The sequence below is a fragment of the Pirellulimonas nuda genome (genome assembly GCF_007750855.1).
In the GTDB taxonomy this organism is placed as follows: domain Bacteria; phylum Planctomycetota; class Planctomycetia; order Pirellulales; family Lacipirellulaceae; genus Pirellulimonas; species Pirellulimonas nuda.
Genome location: NZ_CP036291.1, coordinates 3908528 through 3925649, shown reverse-complemented (window position 1 = coordinate 3925649; position 17122 = coordinate 3908528). Strand labels below are relative to the sequence as shown.

Annotated in this window: 14 protein-coding genes; 4 read left to right on the top strand and 10 right to left on the bottom strand. The window is 69.5% G+C overall.

Annotated features, from left to right (window positions below; translation table 11 throughout):
- Positions 1-262: 262 nt before the first annotated feature.
- Positions 263-607: a hypothetical protein gene (locus Pla175_RS15275; RefSeq protein ID WP_145286759.1), complete on the bottom strand. Its 345-nt coding sequence runs from the start codon at positions 605-607 to the stop codon at positions 263-265.
- Between the two features lie 438 nt (positions 608-1045).
- On the opposite strand from Pla175_RS15275, the gene Pla175_RS15270 reads away from it, so the two are divergent.
- Complete coding sequence (locus Pla175_RS15270) at positions 1046-2059, top strand: N(4)-(beta-N-acetylglucosaminyl)-L-asparaginase (protein ID WP_197526875.1); 1014 nt, start codon at positions 1046-1048, stop codon at positions 2057-2059.
- A gap of 25 nt (positions 2060-2084) precedes the next feature.
- Here Pla175_RS15270 and Pla175_RS15265 read toward each other — a convergent pair whose 3' ends face one another.
- Positions 2085-3257: a dATP pyrophosphohydrolase gene (locus Pla175_RS15265; RefSeq protein ID WP_145286756.1), complete on the bottom strand. Its 1173-nt coding sequence runs from the start codon at positions 3255-3257 to the stop codon at positions 2085-2087.
- Positions 3258-3529: 272 nt separating this feature from the next.
- Positions 3530-4831: an MFS transporter gene (locus Pla175_RS15260; RefSeq protein WP_145286752.1), complete on the bottom strand. Its 1302-nt coding sequence runs from the start codon at positions 4829-4831 to the stop codon at positions 3530-3532.
- A gap of 135 nt (positions 4832-4966) precedes the next feature.
- Here Pla175_RS15260 and Pla175_RS15255 point away from each other — a divergent pair, with 135 nt between their 5' ends.
- Positions 4967-5326, top strand: coding sequence for a translation initiation factor (locus Pla175_RS15255; RefSeq protein WP_145286749.1), 360 nt, complete (start codon positions 4967-4969; stop codon positions 5324-5326).
- 25 nt (positions 5327-5351) lie between these two features.
- Here Pla175_RS15255 and Pla175_RS15250 read toward each other — a convergent pair whose 3' ends face one another.
- From Pla175_RS15250 to Pla175_RS15220, 7 genes are all read right to left on the bottom strand, one after another.
- The gene (locus Pla175_RS15250; protein ID WP_145286745.1) at positions 5352-6221 is read right to left on the bottom strand and encodes a ThuA domain-containing protein; all 870 of its coding nucleotides are present in this window, start codon (positions 6219-6221) and stop codon (positions 5352-5354) included.
- Positions 6222-6346: 125 nt separating this feature from the next.
- A complete protein-coding gene (locus tag Pla175_RS15245; protein WP_145286742.1) occupies positions 6347-7333 on the bottom strand; it encodes a WD40 repeat domain-containing protein in 987 nt (328 codons plus the stop codon).
- Positions 7330-8673 carry a DUF1501 domain-containing protein gene (locus Pla175_RS15240; protein ID WP_145286739.1) on the bottom strand — a complete coding sequence of 448 codons (1344 nt, stop codon included), beginning with the start codon at positions 8671-8673 and terminating at the stop codon, positions 7330-7332. Before Pla175_RS15240 ends, Pla175_RS15245 begins: the two co-directional genes overlap by 4 nt.
- On the bottom strand, positions 8651-10771 hold the full coding sequence (locus Pla175_RS15235) for a DUF1549 domain-containing protein (RefSeq protein WP_145286735.1): 2121 nt from the start codon (positions 10769-10771) through the stop codon (positions 8651-8653). Before Pla175_RS15235 ends, Pla175_RS15240 begins: the two co-directional genes overlap by 23 nt.
- Before the next feature lie 2 nt (positions 10772-10773).
- Entirely contained in the window at positions 10774-11739 is a 966-nt protein-coding gene (locus Pla175_RS15230) for a hypothetical protein (RefSeq protein ID WP_145286731.1), read from the bottom strand.
- A gap of 188 nt (positions 11740-11927) precedes the next feature.
- Positions 11928-13625, bottom strand: coding sequence for a hypothetical protein (locus Pla175_RS15225; protein ID WP_145286726.1), 1698 nt, complete (start codon positions 13623-13625; stop codon positions 11928-11930).
- A 69-nt stretch (positions 13626-13694) separates the two neighbouring features.
- Positions 13695-14513 (bottom strand): glucosamine-6-phosphate deaminase, encoded by an 819-nt coding sequence (locus Pla175_RS15220; protein ID WP_145286722.1) that lies wholly within the window; start codon positions 14511-14513, stop codon positions 13695-13697.
- Positions 14514-14664: 151 nt separating this feature from the next.
- On the opposite strand from Pla175_RS15220, the gene Pla175_RS15215 reads away from it, so the two are divergent.
- Together Pla175_RS15215 and Pla175_RS15210 are read left to right on the top strand one after the other, a co-directional pair.
- Positions 14665-15687, top strand: coding sequence for a Gfo/Idh/MocA family protein (locus tag Pla175_RS15215; RefSeq protein WP_145286719.1), 1023 nt, complete (start codon positions 14665-14667; stop codon positions 15685-15687).
- Between the two features lie 123 nt (positions 15688-15810).
- On the top strand, positions 15811-17112 hold the full coding sequence (locus Pla175_RS15210) for an NRAMP family divalent metal transporter (RefSeq protein ID WP_197526874.1): 1302 nt from the start codon (positions 15811-15813) through the stop codon (positions 17110-17112).
- Positions 17113-17122: the final 10 nt, after the last annotated feature.

The window sequence follows — 17122 nt, the reverse complement described above, 5'->3', positions numbered from 1 at the left end:
ATCGCCTCAACGATGCGCCCCAAGACGGGGAACGGCGTCCTTGACGCTAGTAGACCAAATTAATCGAGGTCTAGCTTTTGACAAGTCCGCGTGCCGCGCGTCTTCCTTTCGAGCGTCAGCCCCCACGCCCCAGCCCAGAGCCGCACAAAGCGACGGCCGCTGCCCCGGCGGGGGCAGCGGCGTCGCCGTGCGTCACGCAGACGGCTGCTGGGCGCCGGATGTGGGCAGCCGTTCGGCCGCCCGCGACCGGTTTCCGCAGCCTCTAGCCTCCGTACTGATACGCGTGCCGGATGTAGTCCCGGTCCGCGCGGTAATCGCCGTCGTATTCTTTCTGCAGGCGGCGATCGAGGTCGTCGTTCCACTCCGGGGACTCGCTCTCGTAGCGTCGCTTGGCGGTGTAGCCAAACCGGAAGGCCTGCTCGCGGTTCTCAAAAGCGTCGTCGGCGCCGCTTGCCTGTTTGAGGGTGTCGTCGACGTCCTGGTTCATGTCGCGGGCGCCGTCGACGCCGAAGTCTGACTTGGTTTGTTCCCAGTCGTTGGCGAAGGCCTTCTTGACCCGCTCCCAAGCGGTCATGTCTTCGTCGGTGTAGTAGGTGGTAGCCGCCATGAGAAGACTCCTTGCAAAAAAGTCTGGGTGACAAAAGCGTGCGTGGGCGTCGCTGCCCTGGGTCCGCACGCCGTGTCCCGTAGCAGCAAGCAAACGCCGCGCCATTGGCCAGTTGGCGTTGGCTTTGTCTTTCCAGCCGGACGCGCCTACCTCTGCTGGAAAGGCCGGGAAGTCGATTCCCGCTGCTACGACAACCAGTGCGACGCTTGGTGAGGCGGCGCCGTCGGACTCAAGACGGCAAGCCTATTTGATCGATGCTGCTACTCGGGCCGCTACGCAGGCCGACCAACCTGGACGGTTGGAAACCAGGGCCCGCCTACGTCGGGTGGCTCGCGATGTTATAGTGCGGCAAGAACCAGCCAGCCCAATCCCAGCAGGTTCTCGGGCCCTACGCGAAGCCCTGGGTTGGCGTCCGCTCTGCACCTTCGGGGAATCTCTTTGCTCACGCCACGACGAAGTCACTGGTATCAAGTCGCCCCGGCATGCCTGCGCTGGGCGCGGCTGCTCGTCCTCGCCGCGCTGCCGTGGAGCGGCGGGGGGTGCGCATTGGGCGAGACGCCCGCCGAGCCGCCACGCAGGCCGCTGGTTGTTTCGACGTGGCGGCACGGCATGCCCGCGAACGAAGCGGCGTGGGAGGTCCTCTCCGCGGGGGGCGCCGCGCTCGACGCGGTCGAGGCGGGCGCCCGCGACAGCGAGTCGGACCCCGACAACCACAGCGTGGGGCTCGGCGGGCTCCCCGACCGCGACGGGAACGTGACGCTCGACGCCTGCATCATGGACAGCCGCGGCGACTGCGGGTCGGTGGCGTTCTTGTCGCAGATCGAGAACCCGGTGTCGGTCGCTCGGCTGGTGATGGAGAAGACGCCGCACGTGATGCTCGTCGGCGAAGGCGCCCTTGAGTTTGCTGTGGCCAACGGTTTTGCGCGGCGAGAGCTGCTCACGCCAGCGGCACGCGCCCAGTGGCAGAAATGGAAGGCCAACGCCCCAGATGCGGTCCGCGAGCGTGCGATCAATGTCGAGAACCACGACACGATCGGGATCGTCGCGATGGACGACAGCGGCGACCTGGCGGGCGCCTGCACCACCAGCGGCCTGGCGTGGAAGATGCACGGACGGGTCGGCGACTCGCCGATCATCGGCGCCGGGCTCTACGTCGACGACGAGGTGGGCGCCGCCACGGCCACGGGCGTCGGCGAAGCGGTCATCCGCGCGGTCGGCAGCTTCTTGGTCGTCGAGCTGATGCGGCAGGGGCACACCCCGCAGCAGGCCTGCCGGCTTGCTGCGGAGCGCGTCGTCAGCAAGAACCCCGACTGGGCGACGCTGCAGGTCGGCTTTATCGCGATCGACAAAGAGGGCCGCGTCGGCGGGTACTCGCTTCAGCCCGGCTTCGAGTACGCCGTCTACGACCGCTCGGGCAACCGATTGGTGGACGCGCCGAGCCGGGTGCGGTGATGGGCGACGGCGTCGTCGGCGGCCTTTAGAGCTGCCGGTCGTTCGCGCCAACCTCTGCGACTGCCAGGGGCTTCGAGTAGACGCGGTAGGTCTTGTCGCGGCTCGATCCGGACGCTTCCAAGATAGACCGCATCGGCCCGTTGTTCTCTAGGATCCAGGACATCTCGCAGTGCTGGACCCCACGTGGCAATAACGACTCGCGGCAGCGGTCGATCAGGAGCAGGGCGATCTCTGCCCCCTTGAGCGTCGTCTGATAGCGCTTGCTGATCCCCATCAGTGGGACACGCGCGGACTTGAACCGCGCCGTCTTGAGCCGCCACAGCAATCGATACCAGCCGGTGGGAAAGAGCCGGCCGTCGAGGTCGGCTGTTATCTCATTAATATCGGGCAAGGCGACGATGAAGCCGACGACTTCGTCGCCGATGGTCGCGAGCATAAAGGCGCCCCGAGCCAGCACGCGCGCCAGCGACCGCGTCAGCAGGGCGACCTCGGCCTCGGTCGGGGGAACGTAGCCCCAGTTCTCGCTCCACGCCTCGCGGAAGAGCGCGAGCGCTTGTCGCACCTCTTCCTGATACCGCTGCTTGGCGATCGGTCGCACGTGGACGTCGTTGGCCCGTTTGGCCCTCTCTACGACGCGCTGCACGCCCCGGGTGTACGGCCGGCTGATGTCGAGCCAGTAGGCGTAGACATCCATTTCTTTCTCGAACCCCGCGCTCGTCAGCAGCGAGTCGTAGTAGGGGGGGTGGTGACCCATCATGATCGACGGCGGCCGGTGGAAGCCATCGACCAGCACCCCCACCTCGTCGTTGATGGAAAGGCTCAAGGGGCCGAGCACACGCTTCATCCCGCGGCGGGTCAACCAGCCCTCGGCCGCCGCAACGAGGGCGTGGGCCGTCTCTTCGTGGTTCTCGCACTCGAAGAGCCCAAAGTGGCCCGTGTCTGGGCACTGGTGCCGTTGCGCTAGCTGGCACACCTGCGCCGACACCCGCCCCACCGATTGGCCGTCTCGCTCCGCCAGGAAGAACGCTGCTTCGGCGTGATCGAAGTAGGGGTTCCGGCGGGGGCTTAACAGGTCCCTGACCTCGCTGCGGAGCGGCGGGACCCATCGGCCTTGGCCGCGGTGCAGGTCGTATGGATATCGGACGAACCGCTCAACATCGCGGCGAGCGCTCGCTTCTCGGACAACGACGGCTGGCATGAGCCCCTTCTTGCATTGGTAGACCCGCGGCGACCCCGCGGCAGCATCGGACGAGCCGCCCCGTGGCGGGCATGATCCTGGTAGGTGCGACTCCCGCAACGCCCGCTCGCACCACCGACGGTACTGGAGGGCTGCCGATAGTCAATGGCCGGCCTCCGCCGGGGGCTCGGCAGGAGCCGCCCCGATTCCATCTGAAACGCGCTGCGGCGACCGCAGGAGCGACCAGCCGCATCGGCAAGGAAGCCGGATCGATCAGCACAAAGCGGGGGCGGCTACTTCACGGCGAGCGCCGGGTCGCTGCAACGCGTGACGCGAGCCGGCGCCGCGTGGGGCGGGCCGCCCCAAGCAAGCGACGCCGCGGCGGCGACCGCCGCCATCGCGGCGAAGAGCCACAGCGAAGGGCCGTAGCCGCCGGTCAGGTCGAACGTGGCGCCCATGACGAACGGGCCCGCGCTGCACGCGGCCACGGTGGCGGTCCAGACGCTGCTGCGGATCGCGCCGAGCTCGCGGCGCCCGAAGTACCGCGGCCACAGCGTGTTGCCGGTCACCGCCATCAGGCCCTGGCCGGCGCCCAGCAGCGCGGCGCCCACCTGGGCGGCAGCGACGCTCTTTGCGGCGCCGATCGCCAGCGCGCCGCCGCCGAGCGTGGCCACGGCCACGGCCATCAGCAGCCGCAGCGGGAGCCGGTCGGCAAGCACGCCGCCGTTGAGCTGCATCACCGCCATCGCCAGGGCGACCGTGGGAAAGACCCCGGCCGCCTGCGCCGGCGAGAACCCGTTGTGCTGGAACAGCGGCACCAGGTTGAAGAACACCGCGGTGCAAATCATCCCCACCAACGCAGAACACATCGACGCGACCCAGTAGGCCGGCGTGCGGACCGCTTGAGCGAACGAGAGCGAGCCGGGCCGGGGGGACGCGGCCTGGTTGGACTCGGCTTCGGCGGCGACCGCCGCGTTGTTGCGGTAGAAGCACGCCAGCAGCGGCAGCAGGGTAGCGAACAGGATCAAGCCAACCGCGGCGTAGGCGTCGCGCCAGCCAAGCCATTGGATGAGCGCGTAGTAGCCCATCGGCACGACCGCGATCGACGCACTCATCCCCACGCCGGCGATCCCCGACGCCACGCCAAGCCGCTTCTGGAACCACATCCCCAGCGTGTTGCCGGCGGCGAGCGACAGCCCCCCTTGGCCGAACGCACGCAGCAGGAAGAATCCAACGGTTAGCCCGACCACCCCCTGGACCCGCGAGATCGCCAAGCAGGAAAGCCCGACCGCGGCGACCAACGCCAGTGAGGCCATCCGCATGCCGTGCCGGTCCATCCGCCGGCCGATCCACATTAACGGGACGGAGGCCAACAGGCTGGCGACCAGGTACGAACCGGTGAGCTGCGTGTGGCTGAGCCCGAGCGACTCGCGGATCGGCTCGTTGAACAACGCCACGCCGAACGTCTGCCCGGGGCTGGTGCCGATTTGCATCAAGACCGCCAGCGGCAGCATCACCCAGGCGTAGGGGGGGTCGGCCACGGCCTGGGGGGCGGCGGGCGTGGGTTGCGGGTTGGCGACGCGGGAGGGCTTCACGGGGCGCGTTCGAGGGGGTTATTCTCGGTGGCCAGCAAGCGGGGGCTGCCGGAGGCGGGGCCCCCATTCTACGCCCCCCGAGCCCAGCGGCGAAGGGCGGCGAACCGATGGGCCGCCCATCCACACAGCGACGCCATGCCCGGACTCTTCGACGGCACGCCCCTGGAGCGCCCCGTGGTGTGCGATCGCTGCGGCCTCGAGCAGCGGGAGTGCCGCTGCGCGCCCGAGACGGTTGCCCCCCAGGGGTCTCCGGCGCCGGCGGACCAGAGCCCCCGCGTCCGCCGCGAGCGACGCCGCGGAAAGTGGGCGACCATCGTCAGCGGCCTGCGGGCCGAGCCGCCCGAACTGAAGCGGCTGCTGAGCCGGTTCCGCACCAGCCTGGGCGCCGGCGGCGGGATCAGCGACGGCGAGCTTGTCCTCCAAGGGGACCATCGCGACGCGGTGGTCGACTGCCTGCTAGCAATGGGCTACCGCGCGAAGGCCGCGGGCGGGTAACGCCGAGGGCCGGCGCGGTCGCGCGCTATTGGCCGATCCGCGCGTCGAGCGTGACCAGGTCGTTGAACCGGTCGACGTTGCGCCCCCCCGCCCAGGCGATGCCGCGCATCAGCAGCAGCCGGAACGCGGGGTCGTCGAACGTCCACATGTAGTGGCCCGGCACCGACACAAACACACGGCCCGGACCCTGCTGGGTGGTCCAGAACTGCGGGGTGGACTCTCCCTCTTCGATGCTCGTGCCGAGCAGATTGATGCTGCGCGGGTCGCCGCTCAGCCGCCAGTAGGTTTCGTCGTGCCAAGCGACGCGGTTAAGATTGCGCGCGATGGGGTGGCCGGCCCCGGGCCCGAAGTCGATGTCGAGCGGGCCGTGCCGGTAGCCGATCTTGCCGGTCTCGGAAGCCAAGCCGATGCGTTTGGCGAACTCGGGGGCCGCTTGGTTGCCGTTCACCGCGTAGTGGATGATCGCCAGCCCGCCGCCGCGGGCGAGGAACGCGTCGATCAGCGCGGCGCGGCGATCGTTCCAGTCCCCCTTCTGGTAGAACACCATCACGTCCGCCGCGTCGGCTTCTTCGGGGAGCGGGAACTCCCACGCGGTCGAGACCTCCGTGCGGGGCGCTTTGGCAAGCAGCCGGGCCCAGACCTTTTGCCAAGCGGGGTAGTCGTGCTCTCCCGGACCGTGGTCTTTGACCCCCGCGACCAGCAGCAGCTTGAGCGGCGCGTCGCGCTGGGGCGCATCGTCGCTGCCCGCCAATAGCGCACGCACGTCCGCCGGGGGGCGAGCGGCCGGCGGCGCGTGGTCGCCGTAGTCGGGCATGCGGTACGAGTCTTCTGACGCCCCCGCGTGCTGCAGGAGCAAGAGCGTGAGGGCGACTGCCTGAAACGATCGGAACAACATGAGTGCCGCCGGCTGCGAGAAGAGGGGGTCGGGCAGCCCGCCATGATACCAGCCCGCGTGGGCCTGATCGACGCGGTCGCCCGCGGTTTTAGGACAGCGGCGCAACGACAGCGGCTGAGCGCCTCTCAGGGGCGGTCCTCTGGGACCACCCGCCGTACGACGCCCCCCGTGCCGCCGACGGCGAAGCTGCCGTCGGCCGCCGCGGCGACCTCGAACGCCCACCCGTCGAGCGCGTCGAGGGTTTGTTCGACCTGGACGCTGTTGGGGTTGATGATCCTCAGCTTCCCGTCGGCGCAGCCCACGGCCAGCCGCTCGCCGTCGGGGCGCCAGGCGATCGAGCAGGGCTCGACCGGCAGCCGCGCAAAGCGCACCAGCCGGCCGATGGAGGGCTGCCAAAGCCGGACGGTCTTGTCGACGCTCGCCGAGGCGAGGTAGGGGACCCCGTGGTCGCCGGGCCGCGCGGCGAGGTCGCAGACGACGCCGGTGTGGTTGTCGAGGTTGCGGAGCGGGCGATCCGCCACACGCCCGTCATCCGATTCCCACACCCGCAAGACTTGATCGACGCCGGCCGACGCCAGCAGGTTCAGACCGCTGGACTCGACGCACAGCACACGGCGGGAGTGCCCCTGTAACTTGGCAACTTGTTGAACGCCGCGGCCGGTTTGGCGCCACTCGATCAGGTCGTTGTCCGCGGCGGCGGTGACGAAGCGGTCGTCCGAGAGCCACGCCGCCGAATAGATGGTGTCGCCGTGCGCAATCGCACTGGCGATGGGCTCGAAGCCGGGCCACGACACCAGCTCCCACTGGCCGAACTGCCCCGCGGCGCCCCCGACGACGAGCAACCGCCGGCCGTTGGGTGAGAACCGGAGGTCGTGCGGCTGATCGACGCCGACGCCCCGCTCGCTGTCGGTCTGGAGCGTGGGCCAGGCCGCCACGCGGATCCCGGCCTGGGAGCCGGCAACCACCAGCTCGCCGCCGGGCGCAAACGCGAGCGCCGTGATGGGCGGCTGGGCGCGCGCAGCGGGCGACTGGCCGATGCCCGCTCCGACCGCCAGGGCGCCCAACAGGGCGCCGGCGAGCCTGGCGGCGTGGGGGGTCGAGAGTCGGCTCATCCAAACAGCTCGCTGATCGTCTCGCCCTGGGCGCTGACGCGCACCGGGCGCCCGTCGCCGGTGTAGAGGGTCGTCGCCGGGTCGATGCCGAGCAGGCGGTAGATGGTCGTCGCCAGGTCGGCGGGGGTGACGGGCCGCGTGCTGGGGCTCTCCCCCATGTCGTCGCTCGAACCAATCACCTGCCCCCCCGCGACGCCCCCCCCCGCGAGCATCACACTAAACACGCGCGGCCAGTGGTCGCGCCCGGCCTGGGTGTTGAGCTTCGGGGTGCGTCCGAACTCACCCATCACTACCACCAGCGTGTCGTCCAGCAGGCGCCGGTCGGCGAGGTCGGTGATGAGCGCGGAGTAAGCCATGTCGAGCGACGGCACCAGCCCGACCGGGGTTCTGGCGCCGGTGTACCCCTCCTTGAGACGCGTCACCAGGTCGTTGTGGGTGTCCCAGCCGCGGTTGTTCACCGTGACGAACGGCACGCCCGCCTCGACCAGCCGACGCGCCATCAGGCAGCACTTGCCGATCGACTTGTCGCCGTACCGGCGGTGCGTGCTGGCGCTCTCGGCCGACAGGTCGAACGCCTTCTTGGCCGCCGGCGACGTCATCAAGCGGAAGGCCTGCTCGAAAGCGGCGTCCGTCGGCGGCGTGCGGTCGGCGGCGTGCTGCGCCCCGTTGAGCATCTGCAGGTAGTCGCGGCGCCGCGCAAGCCGCTCGTCCACCAGTCCGGGGAACGGGTCGAGGTCCCGCACGCGGAAGCCGGGGCTGGCCGGGTCTCCCCCGACCTCGAACGGCGCCACGCTGGCGGGCAGGTAGCCGGGGGCGATGAACTTTCCGCCGCCGACCCGCAGGTCGGGAACCGCCACGTGCGAAGGGAGCTCTCCCGGCCCGCGCCGCAGGTGCGACACCACCGAGCCGATTGCGGGGTAGTTGAGCGCCGGGGTCGGCTTGTAGCCGGTGAGCAAGTAGTGGGTCCCGAAGTTGTGCTCGCCCAGCGGCGAGGTCATCGAGCGGATGATCGCCGTGTGCTGCATCGACGCGGCGGTCAACGGCATCAGCTCGCTGAGTTGGATCCCGGGGACCGAGGTCGAGATCGCCTGGAACGGGCCGCGCACCTCTCGGGTGGCCTGCGGCTTGGGGTCGAGCGTTTCGAGGTGGCTCGGCCCGCCGTCGAGCCAGATGAGGATACAGGCCTTGGCCCGCGCGGAGGCAGCGGCTGCCTGGGCGCGGCCGCAGTAGCTCCCCAGCCCCAGCCCGAGGGCAGAGAGCCCGCCGACTTGCATGAAGTCGCGTCTCCCCAGAGGGGCGTGCGGGGGGGCCGGACGGCTAGTGGTTGGCAGAAAACTCATGGCTGTTCAGCAGGGCCCAGAGGAAGTCTTCAAGGCGGCCGGTCCGCTCTTGCGGGTCCGTGGTCGTGTCGATCCGGTCCGCCCAATCGGCCAGCTCTACTGGGTTCGGCGGACGGCTCAATGCATGAAGGTAGAACGCCTCGACGATCCGCGGGGTCGTGTCCCCCCGGCCGATGAGCGTGTGCAGCCGGCCGGCGGGGGCGGCGATCTTGGCGTTCATTAGGTCGCCGTTCATCAGCCGCAGTTGGGCGGCGATCCCCCGTTCTCCCCCCTCGGCCGAGGAGCAGGGCTCGCCCGGCAGGCACTGGCCGAGGGCCTCTAGCGCGGGCGCCGAGACGGTGCGGTCGACGACGTTGATCGCTCGGGCCGCGCCGGCGTAGTCGTCGGCCACGCCGGTGACGTCGCTGATCGCATCGGCCAGCACTTCGGCCGACAGCGGCTTGGCCAGGGCGTGCGAGTAGAAACGATCGTCCGCGGCGCCGGCGTCGGAGGCCGGCGCGTCGCCGCGGTTGTACGCGGCCGAGTTGCAGATCAGGCGCACCAGGGGGCGGAGCCGGTAGCCGTCGTCGGCGAAGTGCGTTGAGAGCCGCTGCAACAGCTCCGGGTGGGACGGCGGGTTGGTGACGCGTAGGTCGTCGACGGGGCTCACTAGCCCGCGTCCCATCAGCGCCTCCCACACCCGGCCGGCCATCGCCTCGGCAAAGTAGGGGTTCGCCGGCGAGGTCAGCCAGTCGGCGAACTCCTGCCGCCCGTCGGCGCCGCCGGCCAGGAAGCGGTCGCCGGGGATCCGCGCCGCGGCGGGCCCGCCGGTCCGCGGGTGGGTGATCTCGCCCCGCCCCGTGAACCGCACGACGCGGCCGCGGTCGACCCCGGCAAACACCGCGGCCAGCCCGTGGTAGTCGTCCTGGGTCCAGCGGTCGAGCGGGTGGTTGTGGCAGTTGGCGCAGCGGAGCCGGACCCCCATCAGCGTCTCGCTTACGTACTCCGCCTCTTCGCGCGCGGTGGGGAAGAAGCGGTGAACGACCGCCGCGCCGTTCTGGTGGGTGTCTCCCTGGGAAAGGATGAGCGACCGGGCGATCGCATCCCACCCTTGGTCGGCGGCCACTTGCTCGCGCAGCCAACGGTAGAGCGCCTCGGCTGCCTCGGGGTCGCCCCCCGGGTTTTGCACGCGGAGCTGGGTCGCCAGCCGATGGGTCCAGTACTCGGTGAACCCGTCCGACTCCAGCAGCGCGTCGATCAGTTCGGCGCGTTTCGTGGCGGAGGCGTCGGCCACAAACCGCTCTACCTCGGCCGGCTCGGGGAGGCGGCCGGCCAGATCGAGCGTCACACGCCGGATGAACTGGCGGTCGCCGCAGGGCCCGGCCGGCGCCAACCGCAGGGCGAGGAGCTTGGCGTTGACCTCTTCGTCTACCCAGTTCGCGCTGGCCGAAGCGGGCAGGACCGGCGGCTCGGCGCCCAGGGGCGACGAAACCGAAAAGCTAACCGCCTGGCCGCCGAACCGGACGACCGCGGTGTGCTGCCCGGCGAGGTTGACCCTCACGCCCCCCGCCCCGTCGACCGCCAGCGCCGCGTCGTTGTGGCTCTCGTAGACCGCGGTGTCGGACACGTCGCGTCGCTGAGCGTCGCTGAACACGGCCGTCACGCGGACCCGCAGCGACGCCGGCGCCGAGTCGACCGAGAACGAGGCGGGGGAGACGATCAACCGCTCGAGCCGACGCAGCTCCTTCCTGTGGGCGCCCGCTTCGATCCACTGGGAGATCACCCGCGCGGCCGGGCCGTCGGGGTCGAGCACCTCGCCGCCGCCGTGGTCGAGCCCGCCGGTTGGTTTGGCGAGCAGCAGGCTCTGGAGCGGGGCTGCGTGGTTCACGCGGCGTCCTTCCAGCTCGCTGACGATCGATCGGAAGTCGAACGCGGGGTCCCCGCCGAACAGCGACAACCGGAACCCGGCCTGCCCCGCGGCGCTGCCGTGGCAGCTCGCCGCGTTGCAGCCGGCCTTGGAGAACAGCGGCGCCACGTCGGTGTCGAAGTCGATCCCCTGGGCGCCGCTTGCGGGCGCACAGACAAGGCAGACGCCGAGCAGCCAGCGGGTGGTGCGCATGTTTACCCGTCCTGGTCCTGGTGCGGTCCGGCGCCCTCAGCTTCGCTGTCGGGCGCCGCGTCGTTCTCTTGCTCTGCTTTGTTGTCTTGCCTTGCGTCGTCTGACTCTGCATCGCTCGGCGCCAGCTCCTTGGCCCACTTCTTGAGGTACTGCTGGGCCTCCTTGGTGCCGTACTGATCGAGCCGCGGACCCTGGGAGATCAGACGCGATGCGTTGTACACGCGTTGCCGGAACCCGGGGTCTTTCGCGGCGAGGTCCTCCACCGCGGCCGCGGCCTTCGCGACTTCTTCCGGGGTAGCCGTCTTCTGGATCACCGGCGCCATGAGCTGGCGGTACAGGGCGTCCTGCTCGGCTTGTTGTCTCCCCCGGCCCATCGCCATTTGTGGCTCTTTGTACCCCATGTCCGCCAGCGTCGGCGCCTCGCCGCCGCCTAGAGCCTGCACGATCGCGTGGCCGATCTTCGGCCCGTCGGCCTGGACGCTCGGTTGGATCAGCGGGAAGTTCGCGGTCACGACGCCGTCGGAGGCGACCAGCACGGTGAGGGTCATCTTGCGGTTCAGCCCGTAAGCGCCCGGTCCCTCGACGCCGTCGGTCGAGATCAGCGGCGTGGCGCCCTTGGGGAGCGCGTGCCGGGCCCGGCTGAGAAACGCGGTAGCTTCGGTAACGTCGTCCGTCAGGAAGACCAACCGCGTCTCAAGGCCCTCGTCTGCCTTGCTCGCGGCGTACTCCATCAGCAGCCTCGTCAGCCCGATGGAGGGCCGGGTTACTTGGTGCACGAACACCACCAGCAGGGGCGCTTCCCCCGTGCCTGCCAGCACGTCCACCTTCTCTGCCGCGCCAAACGCTTGCTGGGCCTCGAACGGCGCCAACGTTTCGCCGACCTGCGGGCCCGAGAACAGCGGTTCCTGGGCGCCCGCTACGCCGGCCAGCAGCAGCGAGGACAAGGTCACTGGTAGAATCAGTTGCATCGCGTGCACCCGGTGGGAAAAGGAGCGGCAGACCTGCTCTGGGTAGTATATCGAACCCGGCCTGGCGCCGCGCGTGTCGTGGATTTTGCAAAACCCGTTCCGCAGGGGGGGCTAGCCGCCGGCGGGGGTAAAACACGGCGCTGGCCTGCCTCCCGCTCCTGCCCGGGCCCAGTTCGGCCTCCCCGCGTTCAATCGGTCGTCATGTCGAGCCGCGGCCAGGTGTCGAACCGACGATCGACGGGTTGGTTGTCGATGTGGGTGATCACCCAAAGGTCTTGCGGGGCATGGGGGTCGTACGAGACGGCAGCGCCATCGGAGGTCAGCAGGGAGTGCCGCAATCGCTCTGCGTCGCTGTTGTGCTCGGTCAAAGAGGCCAGCACCTCGTCGGGGTCGGAAGACTCGATCAGGTGGACCACGCCGAGGTCGGGGCGTGAGTGGACTGCTGCGCAGAGGCTTTGGCTGCATTGAAAGACCGACCAAAGCTCTGTCGTCGCGGCGGGTTGCCACCCGTCCGGGACATGAACCGGACCCGCTGCCACCGCAACGTTCTTCCACACGCCGGTGTTGTTCCAGTGGCGGAAGTCTCCGCCGGGGCCGGCCAGGTGCAGCAGTTGCGAGAGGTCCGTAGCGCCGTCGTCGAGCAGCAGCGTGATGGGGCGCGCCACCAGCAGCGAGCGTTCTCCGCGGTTTACTCCGCCGGCGCTGAGTAGGTAACCCGGGCCGCCGGAATAGAGCTCGGGCGACCCGTCGCGGCCGTGGCCGATGCGGGCGAAGTAGTCGGTGGGCGTGCCGAGCAGCCATTGCGCCGTCTTGTCGGGCAGCCGGTAGGGCGCCCAGCACGCCCAGATGGCGATGTGACGGCTGCCGGGCAGCTTCGCTTCTGACGGGCCGTCGGGCAGGAGGCTCGTCCACGCCGCCATCAAGGCGACGTGCCGGTCGCCGTTCAGCGAGGTGTCGTCCGCGTGTTCGTACTGCCGCCGGAACGGCGGGAACCTGCGGAGGCCGAGGCTGCCAATCGCGTAGTTCCAGTTGAGTTGATCGAGCAGTTGGCGGGCGGCAGACTGAACCGCCTGCGAGCCAAACGCCTCGAGGTTGAGCAGGGCGATGAGCGTGTAGCCCTCGTAGGGGATGGAATTAAACTCGTAGAGGCCGGCGGCCTGCATCCCTTTGATCAATTTCAGCAGCCACTTCTCTAGGCCGTTGGCGAGGTTGTCGTGCTTGGCCAGATCGCTGCCGTTGAGCGCCAGCCAGCGGTTCTTCAAGTAGCGCGACCCTTCGGTCATCAACAGGTGGTTCTCGGTGTCGGGGACCAAGCCAAGGGTCCGGGGCACCTTCTCCAACGCCTCGCCCCCCTCTAGGGGCAGCAGGGTGTTGAGGAGCCGGTCGCGCGCCTGCGGGTACAGCACCGCTGGCTGATCGCCGTACAGGAACAAGATGGGGACGAGGGCGGCCATCGTAAAGTCGAAGTCCCCCTCGGGGTGAAGGCCCCACGTAGAGCCGGCGTTGCCCCACGGCTCTTGCTGCATCAAGTAGGAATTGGCCGCGTCGAGGTCGCGGCGCGTCGCCATGCGCGCCAACAGCGCTCTGGGGGCGGCGATCTTGCCCTCGGTCTTCCAGTCGCCCAGCGGGTGGCTGGCCCAGCCCTCAAGGATTTGCGTGGTCAACTCCGACTGCTCACGCCACGGCAGGCTGCGCTCGGCAGGGACCTTGTAGTTGCCGGGCGCCAACGGAGCATAGGCGCTGCGCGCGGCGCTGAGGTGCAGGATCGCTGTCCGCGCGCCCCAGGCGCCTACGGCAAGCACAACCGCCAGGGCGGCTGCGATCCTTCTCCACTTCTTCCTGCGCCCGGGCGTCGTTGGATGCGTCGCGTCGGCTGTCGGACGCATGCTTGAATCCTTGTAGGAAGCCGGCGGCGGGAATCGCTCGTCGAGCCGAGTGAGTCGGCCCCGTTGCTGTCACTCGTCGGTTGGATGAATAGGCGGCCGAGGCAGTGCCGCACCGGCGTCCGGATCGGTAGGGCCGGGGTCGTGGGGGTCGGCCGGCAGCAGCGAGGCGCTCCCTTCGTCCAGGAACAGCTCTGCGTCGGCACGGGTCTGCAAGATCGATGCGGGGACGTCCGGCGTGATCGGTCCGGTCAACGCGTCTCGCACGGCCGCTGCCTTGCGTTGGTCGGGCGCCGTGCAAACGAGCCGCCGGCTCGCGAGGATCTGCCGCACGCTCATCGTGATCGCGCGTGTCGGCACTTCTTCAAGCGTCTCGAACCACCCCTCGCGGTGCTGCTGCAGCCGGCAGGCCTCGTCGAGCTCGACGCACAAGTAGGGGCGCTGCGTCTGGAAGTCGGCCGGGGGGTCGTTGAACGCTAGGTGCCCGTTCTCCCCGATCCCGATTAGCGCCAAGTCGATCGGGTGGGCGGCCAGGACCCCTGCCAGGCGTTGGCACTCGGCCTGGGGGTCGGGCTCCGGCTCAATGTAGTGGAAGGCCGCCATCGGCATGGGCAGCTTCGAGAGGAAGCGGCTCCAGAGGTAGTTGCGGAACGACGCGCTGTGCGTGAAGCCGATGCCGATATACTCGTCGAGGTGAAACCCGACGACGCGACGCCAGTCGATCCCCTGCTCGGCGGCGAGTGCAGACAACAATCCGAGCTGCGACGCCCCCGTGGCGACCAACAGGTTGGCGTGCCCCGGCGACGCCAGGGCGGCCCTCAGCAGGTCGGCCGCACGGCCGGCCGCCGCCGTTCCGGCTGCTTGTGCGGTAGGGAGCTTATGGACGATCATCGCGCGTTCCGGGATTGGACGGGCGGCGTGCCCGGCGTTCGCAGGTTAATGTATGGACGAGCGCCTGACGCCGCAACACGCCGCCGGCCACGCCCGTCGAGGCGCGGCCCAACACTATCGACCACCTTTTCTTAGAACCAGGAGCGACGCCATGCGTCCCCCCGCACTCGACCGGCGACTCGCAGCCTGCTTGCTCATCACGTTTGGCTTGCTTCCCGCGCCGGCCTGCAGCGGGGAGCCTCCCGAGCCGGACGTGCTGCGCGTGGGCATTGTCGGCTGCGACACGTCGCACGCGGTCGCGTTCGCCCAGATCATGAACGACCCCGCGGCGGTGGGCGCCTGCGCACGGGTAGAAGTGACGGCCGCGTTCCCGGGGGGGAGCCCCGACATCCCGAGCAGCCGGGACCGCGTTGCCGGGTACGTGGATCAGCTACACGGGATGGGGGTAGAGATCACCCAGGACCTCTCGGAGCTCGCCGCCTCGGTCGATGCAATCCTGCTAGAAAGCGTCGACGGGCGGACCCACCTGCCGCAGTTCCGCACCATCGCCGTGGGGAAGCCGGTGTTTATCGACAAGCCGGCGTCCGACAGCGTGGCGGGCTTCCTGGCGATCCGTGAGATCGCTGGTCGTACGAACACCCCCATCTTCTCTTCGTCCGCGCTGCGCTACTGCCAGAACGTAGCGTCCCTGCAAGACAGCGACGCCGTGGGCCGGCTGGTGGGGGTAGAGGTGGCCGCCCCCATGGCGCTCGAGCCGCACCACCCCGATCTCTTCTGGTACGGGATCCACGGCGTCGAGTCGCTCTACGCGCTGCTGGGCCCAGAGTGCCTGGAAGTGACCCGCGTCGCGGCCGGCGGCCATGACGTGTCGGTCGGAACCTGGAGCGATGGCCGCGTCGGCGTCTACCGGGGCCTGAAGCAGGGACGCGCGGGCTACGCGTTTACCGCCTACGGCGAGAACGGCATCAACCACTCCTCCGGGTTCTCGGGGTACGATCCGCTGGTGGAGCAGATCGCAGAGTTCTTCGTCACTCGCCGGGCGCCGGTGAGCCCAGAAGAGACGACCGGCATCCTTGCGTTCATGGAGGCGGCCGACGAGAGCCGGCGTCTGCAAGCGCCGGTGAAGATCGAGACCATCCTCCAGCGGGCCCAGTCGGCCGCAGAAGGGGAGTAACGCGGGGGCCGGCCGCGGCGCCGGCCCCGAAGAACCCCATCTACACCAGCATTCGGACGAACCCATGAGCTGCTTCGAGCAACGCCGGCCGGTGGCGCCCTTGCCCAGCGGGGAGACGCGCGCGTGAGACTCCCCAACGCACTGCTGAAGTTCGGGCCCGCGATCATCATCGTCTCCATCGTGCTGGGCCCGGGGAGCGTCCTGTCGAGCTCGAAGGTCGGGTGCCAGTACGGCTACCAATTCCTGTGGGTGATCGCCGCGGCGACGCTGCTGATGATGGGGATGTCGACCCTGGGGACCCTGGTCGGCGTCTCGGTTCAGGCGACGCCGTGCGAAGAAGTCGCGCGTCGTTTTGGCCGACCGGCCTCTGTGCTGGTCGGGGTGACGCTGTTCTTGGTGGTCGCCTGCTTTCAGGCGTCGAACAACATCGCGGTGCTGGCCTCGCTGGAGGGGCTGACCGGCTCCGTCGCAGACGCGCCCGCGCGCGGCAGCGGGTCGGGCGTGGCTTCCGTGGCGATCCTCGCGGCGATGAACCTGTTGATCGTGGCCGCCTTGTACGGATTCAAGCAAACCTACCGCTGGCTTGAGCGCTTCATGGGGGCGCTGGTCCTGACGATGGTCGTCGGCTTCGTCATCAATCTCGTGCTCGCGCAACCGTCGATCGCAGGGATGCTCCGGGGGCTGATCCCCAGCCTCCCGCAGGGCAGGGGGGAGTCGCTGCTGCCGCGCCTGTCCGACGGCGAGGTGGTCGACCCGTTCTGGGGGGTGCAGGCGCTGATCGCGACGACCCTCTCGGTGGCGGCGGCGTTCTTTCAACCCTACCTGGTCCGCGAGAAGAAGTGGACCAGCCAGGACGCACGGGCCGGCGTCGGCGACGCGCTGCGCGGCATCGCCCTGTTGGGCGCTACGACGGCCGTTGTGATGGCGACCAGCGCCGCGGCCCTGCACGGCAAGCTGGCGCCCGAGGCGCTGCGGTCGGCCGGCGACGTCGCCAGGCAGCTCGAGCCGCTCTTCGGCGAGTACGCCGCGGCGCTCTTCTCGCTGGGCATCTTCTGCGCCGCGTTCAGCTCGTTTCTTGGCAACGCCCTGATCGGCGGGGTCGTGCTGTCCGACTCGCTGGGTTGGGGCGCGTCGTTCGACGGCAGGGCGCCCAAGCTGCTGACCTGCCTGGCGTTGGCCGCGGGGATGGCCGCCGCCATGGCCTCGACCGTCACTACGTTCAGCGTGGTTCAGCTCGTGGTGCTGGCGCAGGCGCTCACCGTTCTCGGCGGGCCGCTGCTGGCGTTTGTGCTGCTGTGGCTTGCAACGAAGCTGTCGGGCCGGGGCCGTCTGGCGACGATCCCGTTTGCGCTGGTGGTGACCCTTGTGTCGATCGGGTTGGCGGTCAGAACGGCTTGGCGTCTGTACCTGCAAAGTGGGCTATGAGACTCGTGCG